General features: G+C 47.0%; 15 protein-coding genes. 6 read left to right on the plus strand and 9 right to left on the minus strand.

Features of this window, described 5'->3' with window-relative positions; genetic code table 11:
• The first annotated feature begins 38 nt into the window (after nucleotides 1–38).
• The 4 genes from ACY2RR_RS02765 to ACY2RR_RS02780 all read left to right on the plus strand — a co-directional run bounded on the left by ACY2RR_RS02765 (nucleotide 39) and on the right by ACY2RR_RS02780 (nucleotide 3,809).
• A complete protein-coding gene (locus ACY2RR_RS02765) occupies nucleotides 39–1,355 on the plus strand; it encodes a serine/threonine-protein kinase (protein WP_490106611.1) in 1,317 nt (438 codons plus the stop codon).
• 158 nt (nucleotides 1,356–1,513) lie between these two features.
• Nucleotides 1,514–2,101 (plus strand): LPS-assembly lipoprotein LptE, encoded by a 588-nt coding sequence (locus ACY2RR_RS02770; RefSeq protein WP_490106612.1) that lies wholly within the window; start codon nucleotides 1,514–1,516, stop codon nucleotides 2,099–2,101.
• A 7-nt stretch (nucleotides 2,102–2,108) separates the two neighbouring features.
• Complete coding sequence (gene holA / locus ACY2RR_RS02775; RefSeq protein WP_490106613.1) at nucleotides 2,109–3,155, plus strand: DNA polymerase III subunit delta; 1,047 nt, start codon at nucleotides 2,109–2,111, stop codon at nucleotides 3,153–3,155.
• Between the two features lie 36 nt (nucleotides 3,156–3,191).
• A complete protein-coding gene (locus tag ACY2RR_RS02780; protein ID WP_490106614.1) occupies nucleotides 3,192–3,809 on the plus strand; it encodes a LysE family translocator in 618 nt (205 codons plus the stop codon).
• Nucleotides 3,810–3,816: 7 nt separating this feature from the next.
• Here the strand turns inward: ACY2RR_RS02780 and ACY2RR_RS02785 are convergent, their stop codons facing one another.
• Nucleotides 3,817–5,190 (minus strand): phosphatidylinositol-specific phospholipase C domain-containing protein, encoded by a 1,374-nt coding sequence (locus ACY2RR_RS02785; protein ID WP_490106615.1) that lies wholly within the window; start codon nucleotides 5,188–5,190, stop codon nucleotides 3,817–3,819.
• Between the two features lie 70 nt (nucleotides 5,191–5,260).
• On the opposite strand from ACY2RR_RS02785, the gene ACY2RR_RS02790 reads away from it, so the two are divergent.
• Entirely contained in the window at nucleotides 5,261–5,656 is a 396-nt protein-coding gene (locus ACY2RR_RS02790) for a hypothetical protein (RefSeq protein ID WP_490106616.1), read from the plus strand.
• A gap of 41 nt (nucleotides 5,657–5,697) precedes the next feature.
• Here ACY2RR_RS02790 and ACY2RR_RS02795 read toward each other — a convergent pair whose 3' ends face one another.
• The 4 genes from ACY2RR_RS02795 to ACY2RR_RS02810 form a co-directional block, all read right to left on the minus strand.
• Nucleotides 5,698–6,660: a hypothetical protein gene (locus ACY2RR_RS02795; protein WP_490106617.1), complete on the minus strand. Its 963-nt coding sequence runs from the start codon at nucleotides 6,658–6,660 to the stop codon at nucleotides 5,698–5,700.
• Nucleotides 6,661–6,776: 116 nt separating this feature from the next.
• Nucleotides 6,777–8,618, minus strand: a complete 1,842-nt coding sequence (gene ilvD, locus ACY2RR_RS02800; protein ID WP_490106618.1) for a dihydroxy-acid dehydratase — start codon at nucleotides 8,616–8,618, stop codon at nucleotides 6,777–6,779.
• 103 nt (nucleotides 8,619–8,721) lie between these two features.
• Nucleotides 8,722–9,123 (minus strand): acyl-CoA thioesterase, encoded by a 402-nt coding sequence (locus ACY2RR_RS02805; RefSeq protein ID WP_490106619.1) that lies wholly within the window; start codon nucleotides 9,121–9,123, stop codon nucleotides 8,722–8,724.
• A gap of 34 nt (nucleotides 9,124–9,157) precedes the next feature.
• Nucleotides 9,158–10,183 (minus strand): helix-turn-helix domain-containing protein, encoded by a 1,026-nt coding sequence (locus tag ACY2RR_RS02810; protein WP_490106620.1) that lies wholly within the window; start codon nucleotides 10,181–10,183, stop codon nucleotides 9,158–9,160.
• A 155-nt stretch (nucleotides 10,184–10,338) separates the two neighbouring features.
• Here ACY2RR_RS02810 and ACY2RR_RS02815 point away from each other — a divergent pair, with 155 nt between their 5' ends.
• Nucleotides 10,339–11,211, plus strand: coding sequence for a metal-dependent hydrolase (locus tag ACY2RR_RS02815; protein WP_490106621.1), 873 nt, complete (start codon nucleotides 10,339–10,341; stop codon nucleotides 11,209–11,211).
• A gap of 1 nt (nucleotide 11,212) precedes the next feature.
• On the opposite strand, the gene ACY2RR_RS02820 is transcribed toward ACY2RR_RS02815, so the two are convergent.
• From ACY2RR_RS02820 to ACY2RR_RS02835, 4 genes are read right to left on the minus strand one after another with little or no spacing between them, the layout of a single operon-like run.
• A complete protein-coding gene (locus ACY2RR_RS02820) occupies nucleotides 11,213–11,791 on the minus strand; it encodes a DUF3833 family protein (RefSeq protein ID WP_490106622.1) in 579 nt (192 codons plus the stop codon).
• On the minus strand, nucleotides 11,788–13,017 hold the full coding sequence (locus ACY2RR_RS02825; protein ID WP_490106623.1) for a class I SAM-dependent methyltransferase: 1,230 nt from the start codon (nucleotides 13,015–13,017) through the stop codon (nucleotides 11,788–11,790). The genes ACY2RR_RS02820 and ACY2RR_RS02825 overlap by 4 nt, the downstream gene beginning before the upstream one ends.
• Nucleotides 13,014–13,820 (minus strand): DUF1365 domain-containing protein, encoded by an 807-nt coding sequence (locus ACY2RR_RS02830; protein WP_490106624.1) that lies wholly within the window; start codon nucleotides 13,818–13,820, stop codon nucleotides 13,014–13,016. The genes ACY2RR_RS02825 and ACY2RR_RS02830 overlap by 4 nt, the downstream gene beginning before the upstream one ends.
• Nucleotides 13,820–15,199, minus strand: coding sequence for an NAD(P)/FAD-dependent oxidoreductase (locus tag ACY2RR_RS02835; protein ID WP_490106625.1), 1,380 nt, complete (start codon nucleotides 15,197–15,199; stop codon nucleotides 13,820–13,822). Before ACY2RR_RS02835 ends, ACY2RR_RS02830 begins: the two co-directional genes overlap by 1 nt.
• Nucleotides 15,200–15,226 lie beyond the last annotated feature (27 nt).

Below are 15,226 nucleotides of genomic sequence, written 5' to 3' on the forward strand. Positions count from 1 at the left end.
TATAGTTAGAAAAAGATTGACAAGGATGCCTTTTCACAGTGGCCGACAACAGAATTCCACCGGGGAGAAGCTCACAGGCTCCTACACCTACTCAAGAGCCCACTGAAACAGGCAAACAGCCCAGTGTTTGGAATAGGCGTATTACCTCTGCCGTTAATGCCATAAGAAAGAAGCTTGGCCTTTCTGTACCAGACGATTTTTCCACAACTCTTTCAAAAAAAACTTTCGATAAGAGAACAATCAAGCATATAACGCAGCCAGTTTCTGACCAGAAATATGAAGCAATAAAACTCGCATCCGCAGGTCACAAGTGGAAAGCGCGTTGGAAGCGAATAAAAGCTGTTTTTAATCCAAAATCCTCAGTGTTAACAACTTTCAGAACCCTTGGAAAAGGACAATATGGAAAGGTTGATTCCGTCTTCGAGGGGCATGCAGGCAAGATGCATGTGCAAAAAACTCTGACAAGATCCGTGTCCTATGATGAGAGACTGAAGTTTGTTGAAGAAAAAAGGCTCCAGCGACAACTAGAACACCCAAATATCGCCAAAATAGTAGAAACATCCGGAGAAACATCCGCCAGCACCATGCATATGGAGAATGCTGGAGTACCTCTAACCCATATGATTCACGGCGTAAAAAATACTGCGCCAGAGGGAGCCCTAAAAAGGGGAAAGGTTTATGGCATTAAACCTTCTAAAGACACAACTATTAACGAACGAAATATCTTTCGTGTTTATGGAGGCCAAATCCCCCATCAAGCCTTGCAAACCACCTTCAGCCAAACACTGGGTGGCCTCGCTTACCTGAAAAGGCAAAAAGTTATTCACCGGGATATCAAGCCTGACAATATTTTGGTCAACCCGAATTTGTTAGGCCCTGAGAAAGATGAGAAAAACAAACAGGCTGAAGCCATTAAAATCGCTGATTTTGGTTTTGCCAAAGCACTTGTTTCCAACAAAACCAACGAGGTGAAAGGTACGCCCGTTTATATGGCTCCTGAGGTGATTGATTCAATTATGTCTGGCGGCTTACAGACCTACGGCATTGAAGCGGATATGTTTTCTGCTGGCTGTGTGTTTTTTGAATTGATCACAGGGGAGAAATTCCAGGCACCAAGGGGTTTTACAGATCACGCCTCGTTTTACACTTTTTACCAGAGATGGACAAGAACGCCTGAAGCCAGAGTCTATATGGTGTCTGCAATAAAAAAAGCGCTTGTAAGGGAGCCCAAGGCCTATTCTGATCAGGCTGTTGATTTGATATCAAGAATGCTTGATCCTAATCCCGCAACCCGAATTACTCCGAGAAAAGCTCTCCAGCATCCATTCCTGACACGCAGATTTCCTTCCGCCTGATAGGCTGCATAAATGCTTGAATATAAAAAATGGCAAAAAAGAGCGTCTTTATGTAAGCGATGAAGAGAAATATCTCTTCTCACGATCATCGTTTTCATGGCAGACCATGGTTATAATTGCTGATTCAGGAATATTCTGGCTAACAGCGAATCAGCAATATGAACCGAATTCAAAGGATTTTCTCTCCCGTTCTGGTAATGGTAATGGCTCTGATGGTAACCGCCTGTGGCTTTCAGCTGCGCGGCACTATCGATATTGCCTCCGAAATTCAGAACCTTTCTCTGGAAGTATCTGACCGCAGCTTCCAGCGCACCCTGACCCGCACCCTTGAACAGACTGGTATTACCATTTCTGAGGATGCTCCCTATACCGTAAAAGTTGTTAGCCTGGACAGAGAAGAAGCCATGGCCACAACTTCTGGTGGTGGCATTGTTACCGACTATGACGTGATTGGTACTTTGAACTGGCAGCTGGTTGATAAGAACGGTCTGGTGCTGATTCCTAAAGGCGAACTCAGCCAGTACGGTACTTATCAGCGTCGTGACGGCGAATACAATGCTTCACAATCGGAGCTGGAGCTGGTCTGGAGTGAGATTCAACGGAACCTGGCCTTCAGCCTGACCCGCCGTATTGCATCTCTGACTAATGCTGAGCTGGACACACTGACTGAAGAGGCCATCGAAGCACAGGAAGCAGCAGAAAGAGCCGCTGCGCAAACCCGCCCTTCCGGTTTACTGGGTCAGTAGCCGCTTCATGAAAGTGCGCATCGACCAGCTACAGGGCCAGCTTCGCAAGAATCTGGCTCCTGTCTATATTGTCTCAGGCGACGAACCCCTGCAGATTGAAGAAGCCTGCGACACTATTCGCAAAGCTGCCCGTGATAACGGTTACACCGATCGCATTGTGCACCATGTTGATCCTGGTTTTGCCTGGCAGGAGATTATGGCAGAGGCCAATAGTCTCTCTCTGTTTGCCACCAAACAGCTGATTGAACTGCGGGTAGCTTTCGACAAGATAGGTGACGGGAAAAAGGTTTTGCAGGAATACGCCGAGCACATTCCTCCCGATACCATGCTGTTGTTGATCACGACCCGCATTACCAAAAAGCAGGAAAAGGTAAAGTGGTTCACCGCTCTTGAGCAGCAAAGCGTTTACACTCAGATCTGGCCTGTTGAACCCCATCAGCTACCGGGTTGGATCAGTCAGCGCCTGAAACGTGCCGGACTCAATGCTGAACCAGAAGCCGTCACTCTTCTTGCAGACCTTCTTGAGGGCAACCTTCTGGCAGCCGCTCAGGAAATTGAGAAACTCAAACTACTCAGCGATCAGGTTATTACTGTTGATACCGTTCGCAATGTTGTTGCCGACAATGCCCGCTACGATGTTTTTGGCTTGGCCGATGCCGTTCTGGCCGGCGATGTTCGTCACAGCCTGAGAATATTTAACGGTCTGCTGGCTGAAGGTACCGAGCCAACAATTATGCTCTGGTCGTTATCCCGTGAACTGAGGCTGACAAATCATATAGCCAGCGGTTTGCGACAGGGAATGGGACTGGATGCAGTGATTGAACAGGTGGCTCGCCCCCATAAACAGGTTCCTTTTCTTCTGAAGAAAAAGAAAAACAACTATATGGGCTTTATTCGTCGCCATGGAGAAAAAGCTATTCGCGATATGATAAATCGCGCTGCCTTGATTGACCGCACCCTGAAAGGGGTTGAATCCAACTACAATACCAATGATGAGCTACTGGGCCTGACCATGCGTATGGCCGGCATGCCAACCCTCACTTCGCTCAACTAATAAAACCAACCAGTAAACAGGATAATCAAAAGCCGTATGTCCCTGACGGAATGGTTCCCGATTTTCACAGTTTGCCTGCTAGGAGCCATTTCTCCCGGCCCAAGCCTTGCGGTTGTTTTGCGAAACACCATGAATGGTTCCCGCATTCATGGTGTTGCCACGGGGGTCAGTCACAGTATGGGTATTGCCTTTTATGCGCTGGTTGTGACAACGGGTATCTCCGTTCTTATTACTGAAACACCGCTTGTTTTCCGCTTTATCACCTGGGGTGGAGCGCTTTATCTGACATGGTTGGCCATCAATGCGCTCAAAGCTTCAGCAGACATTACTCATGGTGGAGAAGTCAGTAGTACGACCGAACTGACCATCGCCGGAGCGGCCAGACAGGGATTTCTGATTTCTTTTCTGAACCCAAAGATTGCTGTTTTCTTCCTGGCTCTGTTCAGTCAGTTTGTAAAACCGGGAGCGGAATGGGTGCAACAGGGAATTATGGTGTTAACCGCCACAGCGGTGGATGGCATCTGGTATTCACTGGTTGCCCTTGCCTTCAGTCACCCTCGATTAATGCCGGCGATTCAGAAAAAAGCAGGATTAATTAATAAACTGACCGGCATTGTGTTGCTTTTGATAGCGATCAGGATTGTTTTGCCCTGACAGTTTCTCAGTTCAACTCATCTTCCAACTGCATCCTGTTTTCTGCCATGCAGGCACGGAAAATATCGCTGTCTTCAATAAAATCCTGAAGAACAATATTCACCCGTTTGTTATTTTTTTCAGCGGCATTCATCAGGTATTTCATCATTCCTGAGGGTTTGCGAACCGTATCAATTAATTGATCCAGCGAACCGGGAAGACCGGGCACTGCCATTTTCTCAATATCATCATCCCTTGGTGTCAGAATCATCTGGGAAACATAGAACTGATCGTTACGCCGGTAGGGAATATTGGCGGCAAGCCTTTCCAGAATTTCATCGGGACGGTTTTTGTCGTACCAGGTGTTGGAAAGATTTCGATACCAGTACCAGATCATTGGATGATCACCGCTGTCTTTAGCGACCACAATGACCTGCTTCCCTGCATTCTGGAACTCCTTAAGCGAAGCTCTCGGTGTCATTATCTTCGGGTCGGAAATCCTTTCTCCAAGTTGCGACTCTAAAAGCTGATAAATTTCCCGCCGCTCCTCACGGCTCATGCCATGGGTTTCACCAACATGAAAAATGACCACTTCCCCTGGATTTTCATCAAGAAAGCGACGCAGGTCTTCCACAACTTTCGCCATACTTGCGCCTTCAAGCTGGTGCACTGTTACCAGCTGCCCCTTAATCTTTCTTGCCCGAATATCTAGATAGCGAACACCTTTTTTCAGTTGCTCATAAACGCTTAAGTCCTGGGTTTTCGCCCAGAGCTCTACGACCTGTCTTACGGGAATACCCAGCAGTGGAAACTTCAGTTTGTTGAGAATATCCCGCACGGGCTTGTCCATAAACGGATCTTCACGGGAAAGGGCGTTGATTTTGTAACTGCCAGTATTGTGGGTGCCCGGCATACAGATCTGGTTTAAAGAGATATCGCTGTTGGAGTACAACTCAGTCATCCAGCGGGCAGGGGATGGCAAATCTTCCGCTAACTTTGGGTTGTAAACATAATTCAGCCCATAAACCTGATCGATTCTGCCTGCCCTGCCTATGCGTAACTCCATATTTTTCAGCAGGCGGGTTTCGATACTGGCTTTCTGCTTCCATGATCCAAAAGCTTTCTTATCCAGAATCTCGACCCGTTCATCACCGGAGACGTCCCGGCAGAACTTCTTCCCCCACTTCAGATGGAATACCTCTCCATCCTCTGGAAAAACAATCCGCCCCCTGTAACGAACCTGAATACCAATACTGAGATTGCTTGCCACAGCTGTAGCACTGGTGTGCGCACGGTTGTTAATACAGAACTCACCGTCAGGGACAGAAGCCTGAACCGTAGCTACAGACCAAAGTAGCAGGAGCAAAATCCAGCGAAGAGTCTTTTCTGCAACCACAGCCATGCTTCCTTTCTAGGCGCGCTAATCCTCTTGTTATCGGCCTGATTCCGGTATCTGTTGAGAACATTCCTTTATGACTCAGACCTTAGCCGTAGCATGGCCTGTTCCAGCGAACTTCTGTGACGTTCTTCCTGTCAATAAAGGCATACGAATGGAATACATAGATATTGGAGGCACTATGAACAGACAGGACGTTGTATGGATTTTGGTACGGGCTACAGGATTCTGGATGCTGGCTCTCAGCCTGCAGATGCTGCCTTCACTGTTTATGGCAATGCCTGAAATTATCAATATCTTGCTTTCATGGGATATGTTGATGGAGAGCGGTAACTGGCAGGCACTACTTAGCCATGGCCCGGTTGCTCACTCTGCCGGAATACTCAGCAAGTTAGCTGTTTACCTGATTTCTGCTTTTTATCTGATTGGCAGGGGCGAAGGGTTGATTGCTGCGATTAACAGAAGGTCTTAAGACAATATGCCTGGAGCGCTTGCTCCAGGCATAAACACTTCTTAGAAGGTTCTTACCCGCCTTGCGTTGTACCACTCATTCGCTTTGTGCTTTTCGTAGTAATACCAGATTTTTCTGTAGGCCAGATCAAAGTTCACAAAATTCTGACGGAAGATTTTCGCCAATGTTTCTGGTGAGTAACCCTTTCTGAATAACTTCATCATTTCCTTTTTAAAGCCGCTTTTATCCTCAACTGCCGCCTCAAAGTGGCTCAATACCTTGTCTGATAACACGGCATACCAAACAACAGATTGAGCAAGACGTGGAGGGATGCCATCTGGATTGACCGGCAACCGCGCCTGGGATAGCAACAAAGTCGCCAGAGCTTCTGAAGGAATACTATCAGTCAGAGTTGAACCAGGGAGGTCAGAGGTTGGTTGGTAGCACTTATAATAATAATCAGAAAGCTGACTGCCTTCCTGATTCCCGGCGAGCTCAGCCAAGGCCTCTCGACACTGCCGGGTTACATTAGCCTTCTTTTCTTCAAAGGATGCCGTACTACTTTCAGCAGGGTTGAAATAGTAATAGAACGCCTTAATCGACCACTCTTTTAATTTTTTCTCCAGCCTTTCTTTTATCTTTTGAGGATCTGATATTTTTGATTCAGACATTCCTGCCAGAGCATCTATCTCAGCAAAGAGGAATCCTTTGAGTGGGTTATATACCGCTTTTAAGTAATTCGTCCAAAGCAATTGATCCGGATTACTTCCTTCAAATTGCTCAGTAAGGACTTTATGGGAGTACTCCATGTACAGTTTTTTGGCTAATGCCTTGCTACCGGCATCAATCATACCCATAGGACTGTGGCTATAAGCTGTGGCTGGCACGGCATAATCAATTGCCATACGAGCAATGGGAGGAACAACATTCCTCTCTGCTGCTGGAGTTTTCTCTTCCTCAGAAGAACAAGCCGTTGAAAAAATAAGACTGGCCGCCAGTGAAACATTCCGAATAATGCCTTTCATGCCTTCTCCCTGCTGGATAATTCAATATTCCATTTCAGAGTAGACCCAGATAATTAACTGATAATAAAAACGCCCGAAAAAATCGGGCGTTAAATAAATGAAAGGACAATCAGGTGTTAATCAAAAAGGCTCAGATCCCGAACCGCACCACGATCAGCACTGGTTGCCATCTTGGCGTAAGCCTTGAGGGCTGTTGATACTTTACGCGGACGCTCAGCTACAGGTTTCCAGCCATCTTTGCCTTTGGCATCCATAGCAGCGCGACGCTTAGCCAGTTCATCGTCAGAAACTTTCACGTTGATGGTTCGGTTAGGAATATCAATATGGATCAAATCGCCTTTCTCCACCAAACCAATAGCGCCACCAGCCGCAGCCTCGGGAGAAGCATGACCAATGGAAAGGCCAGATGTACCACCGGAGAAGCGGCCATCAGTCAGCAGAGCACAGGCTTTGCCTAAACCTTTGGATTTCAGGTAACTGGTGGGATACAACATTTCCTGCATACCGGGGCCACCTTGAGGGCCTTCATAGCGGATAATAACAACATCCCCTTCCTTCACCCGATCTTCCAGTACATCACTGACAGCATCTTCCTGGCTCTCACAAACGTGAGCCGGACCTTCAAACACCAGAATGCTTTCATCAACACCGGAGGTTTTCACCACACAGCCATTCTCGGCAATATTACCGAACAGAACCGCCAGGCCACCTTCCTGGCTGTAGGCATGATCGAGTGTACGGATACAGCCATTTTCACGATCGGCATCCAGGCTTGGCCAACGGGTACTCTGGCTGAATGCCTGAGTAGTGCGGATACCGGCAGGGCCAGCTTTGTAGAAGGTTTTTACGCTGTCATCCGTGGTAGTCATGATATCCCACTTAGCCAAACCTTCCTCTACAGTTGTGCTGTGAACAGTGGGAATATCACTGTGCAGTAACCCTGCTCGATTCAGCTCGGCCAAAATACCAAATACGCCACCGGCCCGGTGCACATCTTCCATATGGTATTTCTGGATATTGGGCGCCACCTTGCAGAGCTGAGGAACCTTGCGGGACAAGCGGTCAATATCCTGCATATCAAACGGCACTTCCCCTTCCTGAGCCGCAGCCAGCAGGTGAAGAATGGTATTGGTTGAACCGCCCATGGCAATATCAAGACACATGGCATTCTCAAAAGCCTTAACGCTGGCTACAGAACGAGGCAGAACAGATTCATCATCCTGCTCATAGTAACGACGGGTGATATCCACAATACGGCGACCAGCTTCAAGGAACAGCTGCTCACGATCCGCATGAGTTGCCAGCATGGAACCATTGCCTGGCAGAGAGAGACCCAGAGCCTCGGTCAAACAGTTCATGGAGTTGGCAGTAAACATACCGGAGCAGGAACCACAGGTTGGGCAGGCAGAACGCTCGTATTCATCCACCTGTTCCTGATCGGCATCAGAAGCTGCAATCACCATCGCATCAACCAGATCCAGCTTATTCTCAGAGAGCTTGGTTTTACCGGCTTCCATCGGCCCGCCAGACACAAAGATCACCGGAATATTTAAGCGCATGGCAGCCATCAACATTCCTGGGGTGATTTTGTCGCAGTTGGAGATACAGACCAGCGCATCAGCGCAGTGAGCATTCACCATGTACTCGACAGAGTCTGCAATAATATCCCGGCTAGGCAGAGAATAGAGCATGCCATCATGGCCCATGGCGATACCGTCATCGACAGCAATGGTGTTGAACTCTTTTGCCACACCACCCACTTTTTCAATTTCACGGGCAACCAGCTGGCCCATATCTTTCAGGTGCACATGGCCGGGAACAAACTGGGTAAAAGAGTTAGCTACGGCAATAATGGGCTTCTGGAAATCTTCATCGGTCATACCTGTTGCGCGCCACAGGGAGCGAGCGCCAGCCATGTTACGACCCTGGGTAGAAGTTTTTGAACGATAAACAGGCATGGGCCACCTCAAAAGCAGGTCGCAGTCGTTTACTGCGTGGTATTTTTCTAAATTATGATCCTTAACAGAAAAGCATCATACCAGATTTAGCACTGACAGTGATTTACTCTGCAATTAATGATTTTTCTAGCTCAGAGCGAATGGCATCGGGTATAGGTGCTGACTTTGCGGAAGCATAGTCATAATGGATCATCACAGCATCCCCACGGGCACAGCATTTGCCTTGTTGCCACACTTCCTGACGGATGGTCATGGAGGAGTTACCAATCTTGACCAGCCCGGTACGAATCTCCACATCCTTATCTGTGCCGTAATGAATCTCGGCAAGAAAGTCGACGGTAATTCTGGCGATAATCAGCTTCCAGTTATTCACATCCATATCGGGAGTAAATAGCTGAAAGATTGGCTCTCGAGCTTTCTCAAACCATACAGGCACAACAGTATTGTTGATATGGCCGAGTGCATCGGTTTCAAAAAAGCGGGGTGAAATGATTTCTTTATACATCTTTATTTATTCGTGAAACCACAGAGCTGAAATCTCAGGCTTCCACTTCTTCTGTTGTTTGTCTGTAAAATCCGGGGGAATGTCCCGTCCATTTTCGGAAGGCACGGCCAAAGTTACTGGGATCGTTATAGTCCAAACGCTCTGCAATTTCTTCAACGGTTAAACGGGTATTACGCAGATAATGCAGTGCCAGACGTTTACGCTCACGGTTCACCAGAGTGCGATAGGTGATATCCAGTTCCTGCAGCTGACGACGCAGAGTTCGGGGTGAAATCGAAAGGTAATCCGCGGTTTGTTCCAGGGAAGGAATAACACCTTCCTTACTGCGAATATGGGCCAGCACCCGGCCAAGAAGACCAGTCTCCACCTTCATATCCGCTAACATTTTCTGGCACTGACGCTCGGCAACTTCCCGGGCAATATCGTCCGCCATGGGCATAGGCGTGGAGATATAGTGAGCCGGAAAACGGTATTGGTGTGCAGCATGACCATAGGTGACTGAGGTATCACCAAAATCAAAATCGTCGTAATAGTCCACCTTGTCCATAGCCAGCTGCAGGGTGTGCCCGGCAGAGGCCTGGGGGCCAAAGGTGTACATTTTCATAACCTGCTGGGAACCGATAAAAGCTTCCACATAAAAGCGGCGGTTATCCCCAAGGTCCAGCGCTTCATCAAACTGGAGAATGGCAGTGTCGCCATCCACCTCCAGTGACATAACCATTAATGGAAAGCGTGTGCCCAGATACCGGACCGACATACTGATCATTTCACCAATATAACGGCTGGCCATTGCGGCGGTAGCAAGAATGCCATGGCTGGGGAGGTTCAAACGCATGCCAAGCTTCCAGCCCAGACCATCAATTCCAGACTGCTGGCAAAGAGTGATCAGTTTGTCGCACCGTTCAAAATCAATTGAGCCGTCATCTAACTCAAGCTCGGAAGGTTGAATTCCAGCCCCTCTCAGGAGAATGCTTTTATCAAACCCATGTTCCGACATCAGCGCCATCAAGTGGCGGATATAAACAATAGGCAGAGCTATATTTTTTTTTATATTTTTCATAGCGCCCTATTAACACCTCACTCCGTCAAACATGCCACTACAGAATCAAACCACTTAATGGACTATTGTGCCAGATAAAATCCGGGGGCTTTCTTCATTTTTATCACACCCTGTCTGGTTATCATACTCACACAAACGACGGAATAAATATAATAATGAGTCACGTTAAGAATCAGGTAGAAAGACCTGCTGGTGTTGATGTAAAGCCCCGTCATGTTCAGTTTGACCTGAATAATCTCGATCGATACTGGCACGGCGGTGATCCATTCATCACTCATTTTTTTAACGGGCTTTCAACGCTATTTCCTCAGGGTGAGCGTTTTTTTATTGATTCCGTCCGCGCGGTTATGGATCAGGTTGATAACCCGAAGCTGCAGGAAGAAGTGAAAGGCTTCATCGCCCAGGAAGCCATCCACGGCAATGAGCATGACAAATATAATAACCTGTTAAAAGAGCAGGGTTATGATATTGATATGCTGGCACGCCACCAGGACTGGTGGACTCGCCTTGGCAACAAAACCATGACCAAAAAGCAGCAGTTGGCCACAACCTGCGCTGTTGAACATTTCACCGCTATTTTGGCTAATGGCATGATGGAAGAACCAGACCGCTGGCTGGGCAATGCTCCTGAAGCTATGCAGGCCATGTGGCACTGGCATGCGATTGAAGAGACTGAACATAAAGCTGTTTGCTTTGATGTTTATAACGAGATTGGTGGCTGGTACATCACCCGCAACCTGATGATGATTCAGACCACCATTCACTTTTCTTACATGATTGCCCGTCACGTTATTCACTTCCTGGCGAAGGACAAGGTTTTGTGGAAATGGCAAACATGGAAGACCGGTTACCAGTTCCTTCTGGGTAAGCGAGGCATTATTCGCCAAGTGTTCCGGGATTATGTCGATTACTATCGCCCCAGTTTTCACCCTTGGCAGCAGGATAACAGCTCATTAGTTGGCAGCTGGAAAGAGAAGTTTGGCAATCGTTATCTGCGCAAGAAAAACCCTCAGCCGGCGGCTTCCTGAATCAGGAAGCCTGCGACTCATCAACCGGGCAGGTATTCTCTAAAACACCGTTCTCTTTGCTAAAGAAAAAGGTAAGCCTGCCCAGGTTGATTCCCCACTTGCTGACTTCAGCAATGTTCAGTATTTTGTTGTCCTGTTGTAGATAAAGGCGATCATCAAGTTTTACCCGCCAAGTGCTGCCTGATACAGGAAGATCAAGCACATACTTCCATTTAAAGCTGTTACCCGCACTTCTCCCTTTGGCCAAACCAACAACATCTCCAGCAGTACCTTCGTAATACCCATCGCCCAGAGAGTTAATCTTCCACAGCCTTTTAGAACTTGTGCCATCTTCGTAGGTGAAACGTTCATCCAATGTGAGTTCACGCCCTTTAACGGTTCCATCCATAACCACCTTGAAACAGTTGCGTACTGTGCCAAACCGGTCTTCAAAAATGCCCCAGGCCCAGGTTCGCCCTAGAAAATAATCTTCAATCACAAGATCAGGCATCTGCGTTTCCATAGGCTTTTTCTCCGCAACACAAACTCCCGCTAAAAGTGCCCACCAGCCACCTAACAGAATATGCCATCGATTGTTCATACGGGCTTCCTGAGCTGATAAAGGCGTACATCAATGCCTTTGTTCCGAAACCCTGCTGAACAGTAGGCCAAGTAGTAATTCCACATCCGCCGGAAACGATCATCAAAACCTAACTTTTTGATGGAAGCCCAGCTGTTATTGAAATTCCTGTACCACTCATCAACCGTTCGCCCGTAGTCTCCACCAAAAGAGCGGGAGTTCATCAGCTCTAATCCTGCCCGGGACACCTGCTCATACATAACCGAATGGGAAGGCAACATACCGCCAGGAAAGATGTACTTTTGAATAAAGTCAGCGCCTTCCCGGTAATTTTCAAAGCGGCTTTCATCGATAGTGATAACCTGGAGAACAGCTTTACCACCAGGCTTAAGCGTTTCATAAATTTTGCGAAAATATTTTGGCCAGTGCTCTTCGCCCACAGCCTCGATCATTTCGATAGAAACAATACGATCACACTGCCCATCAAGATCACGGTAATCAGTAAGCTCAAAATTAAAATCATCACTGACTACCGTACGACTTTTCGCGTAATCAAGCTGTTCAGTTGAAAGAGTGACTCCTCGATATCCAACATTGTAATTTTCCTGCAACTTACGGGCAAAGCCGCCCCAGCCACAGCCAATTTCAACCACGCTCATGCCATCATTTACATCAAGCCAGTCCAACACCACCTGATATTTGTTACTTTGCCCTTGTTCCAGAGTTTCTGAATCATGATGAAAAAGAGCACTGGAATATGTCATCGAAGGGTCAAGCCAGTGTTGGTAGAACTCGTTTCCCAAATCATAGTGGGCAGAAATATTCTTTTTACTTCCGCTTTTGCTATTGTTGTTAAGCCGATGGATATACCTATTTATTTTTCTGCTGATCCAGCTGCTATCAAAAATACTTTCCAGCTTGAATTCATTGACCGCTCCCCAGTGTGCCACGGCCTGAATATCTGGTGTCGACCAGTCACCTGCCATGTGGGATTCAGCCCAGCCTAAAAGACCTTTGCGTGCAGATCTGACAACAGCACCAAGATTCACAACCTTGATCAGAGGAATTGGCAACTGATACTGAGCACGGCCAACAATAAACGAAGTTTTATCTGAAAACTGAATTTCTATTGCTGAGATATCTGCCTGAAGAAACCGTTTAGAAACCCAGTCAGCAATAAACCTTTCAAGTAATGAGTGTTCACCCTGGCTTCCAGAATTCGAAACCTGACTTCTCACCGGATTCATACTTTACTCTCCTTAGCTCTTATTATTTCTCTAGCGTCACTACCCGAACTGTGACTGAAGAAATACCCCCGAGAGGTATGCCTGAATAACGAGATGCCTTTTGTCCACAATTTAAGTGCCTGCCAGTGAATAGCAACAACAACTTTCAGCGTCATAAATGGCAGAGCAACCAACTGTTTTAAAATCTGAGAATCAGAAACCGATTGTCGCTCACCTTTAAAAACCGCGCTAAATAAACGCCCACTGTTATTGTGAAGACTTATACCAAGGGTGACATTTTGCTCCGGTGGTTTAACCCGAAACTGGTAAGAACAGCCATCAGTTTCAAAAAAGGGAGAAACATGGAGTTTTTTATCAGCTTGTTGCCTTACAACACCATTCTCAGAAACGTGACTCTCAATCACATAACTGTGTCGCTCACCAAAGGTATTAGAAACTTCATAAACAACGGCGTTTATCTGCTCCTGCTTGTCATAACAAAAATAAACTGCGAGGGGGTTAAACACATACCCAAGAATTCTCGGATAACACAGCAATCGAATATGCTTCGGAGATGGAATACCCCGCTCCTGAAGAAGATCTTCAATATATTTACGAAGAGGTTTTTCTGTTCCGTCTCCATAATCTTTGTCAAAAAATGAAACCAGATTAAAACGGTTTCTGGTGAAGAGTTTCAGGCGGCTGCTTAAATCATCCAGCTCCTCCAAATCAAATAACCAGGATGCTACCCGGTAAGTGAACTGGTGTTTGCGGGGCTTGATTCTATTGTGCATCAGGCTCCCCGAATACACTGCCGTTTTCACTAATACGCCTCCATTCCTGGAAACGCAGGAGCCTTCGCATTGTCCGGAATAATCAATCGATCATTCTCCCCAGCAACAACCCATGGTCTGCGTTGCCCACCCAGGCTTTCTGCAACAGCCAAGCCAGACTGCAATCCATCTTCGTGGAAACCATAACCAAACCACGCCCCGCAATACCAGGTTCTCTGTCGACCCTGCAGTTCCCACAACCGTTGTTGCGCCTCCAGTGCACGAACATCAAAAACCGGATGATCATAAAGATAGGAGCCATGAATCTTCTTTGGGGAAGTGTCTGGGTTCAATGTGACAAACAGAGGAATATCATCAATATGCTGCAATCGATTCATCCAGTAAGTCACTGAAGGACCAGTGTCGCTTTCCTTGCTGACGCTGCAGTTATGAAGGTTGCTGTTATGAAGATAGTTCCAGCTGGCCCACGCTCGCTTATTTTTCGGCATAAAGGAGCTGTCGCTGTGCAAGATCGCCCGATTTCTTTGAAATTGAAAGGAACCCAAAAGCATCTGTTCCAGCTCATCGGGTTCAGATAAAAGTCGCAGTGTTGTGTCAGCATGGCAAGCCATGACCACATGATCAAATGTCTGTTCTCTGCCTTTCATATCTGTGATAGCAACACGATCGAAGTAACGTTTTACCCGGCGTACACAACTATGGGTAAACGTCGCCCCACCTTCTGGTGAGTCTTTTATCTGCTGGATAATGCGTTGCACATACTCTCTGCTTCCACCATGAACTGTCATCCACTGCGGTCGGTCAGTTAACTGCAACAGGCCGTGATTTTGGCAAAAACGCAGGAAAGCCAGCGCTGGATAATCCAGCATTTTTTCTGCAGGGGTAGACCAGATAGCAGCGCCCATTGGCACGAGGTGATCATCAATAAAAGTTTTGCTGAACTTGTGCGCTTTGAGCAAACCACCCAAGGAGATATTTGCGGGGAGCTGTCTCTCCCAGTCGCCACTCTTGCTATAAAATTTCAAGAGATCTGCCAGCATTTTCCAAAAAGTGGGCTTAAACAGATTTCCTCTTTGAGCGAACAATCCATTCAAATCGGTACCGGCATACTCCGTTTTGCCATTGTTAATTGATACCGCAAATGACATATCTGTTTTAGCAACAGGAACATTTAGATAATTAAATAAGGCAGTCAGGTTTGGGTACGTCTTTTCATTAAAAACAATAAAGCCGGTATCAACAGCAACGGGTGATGACTTCCCCTGAACTGTAACCGTATGGCTGTGACCACCAAAACGATCGTCTTTTTCATAAAGGGTTACCTTGTGTTGACGCGAAAGCAGCCAGGCGCAGGAAAGCCCAGAAATACCAGAGCCTACCACCGCAATATTCAAGCCTCTGCCATCCATTTTTTTGTTATCCGTTGAGAATGTAAC

It is taken from the genome of Parendozoicomonas sp. 2304DJ65-17 (genome assembly GCF_058148445.1).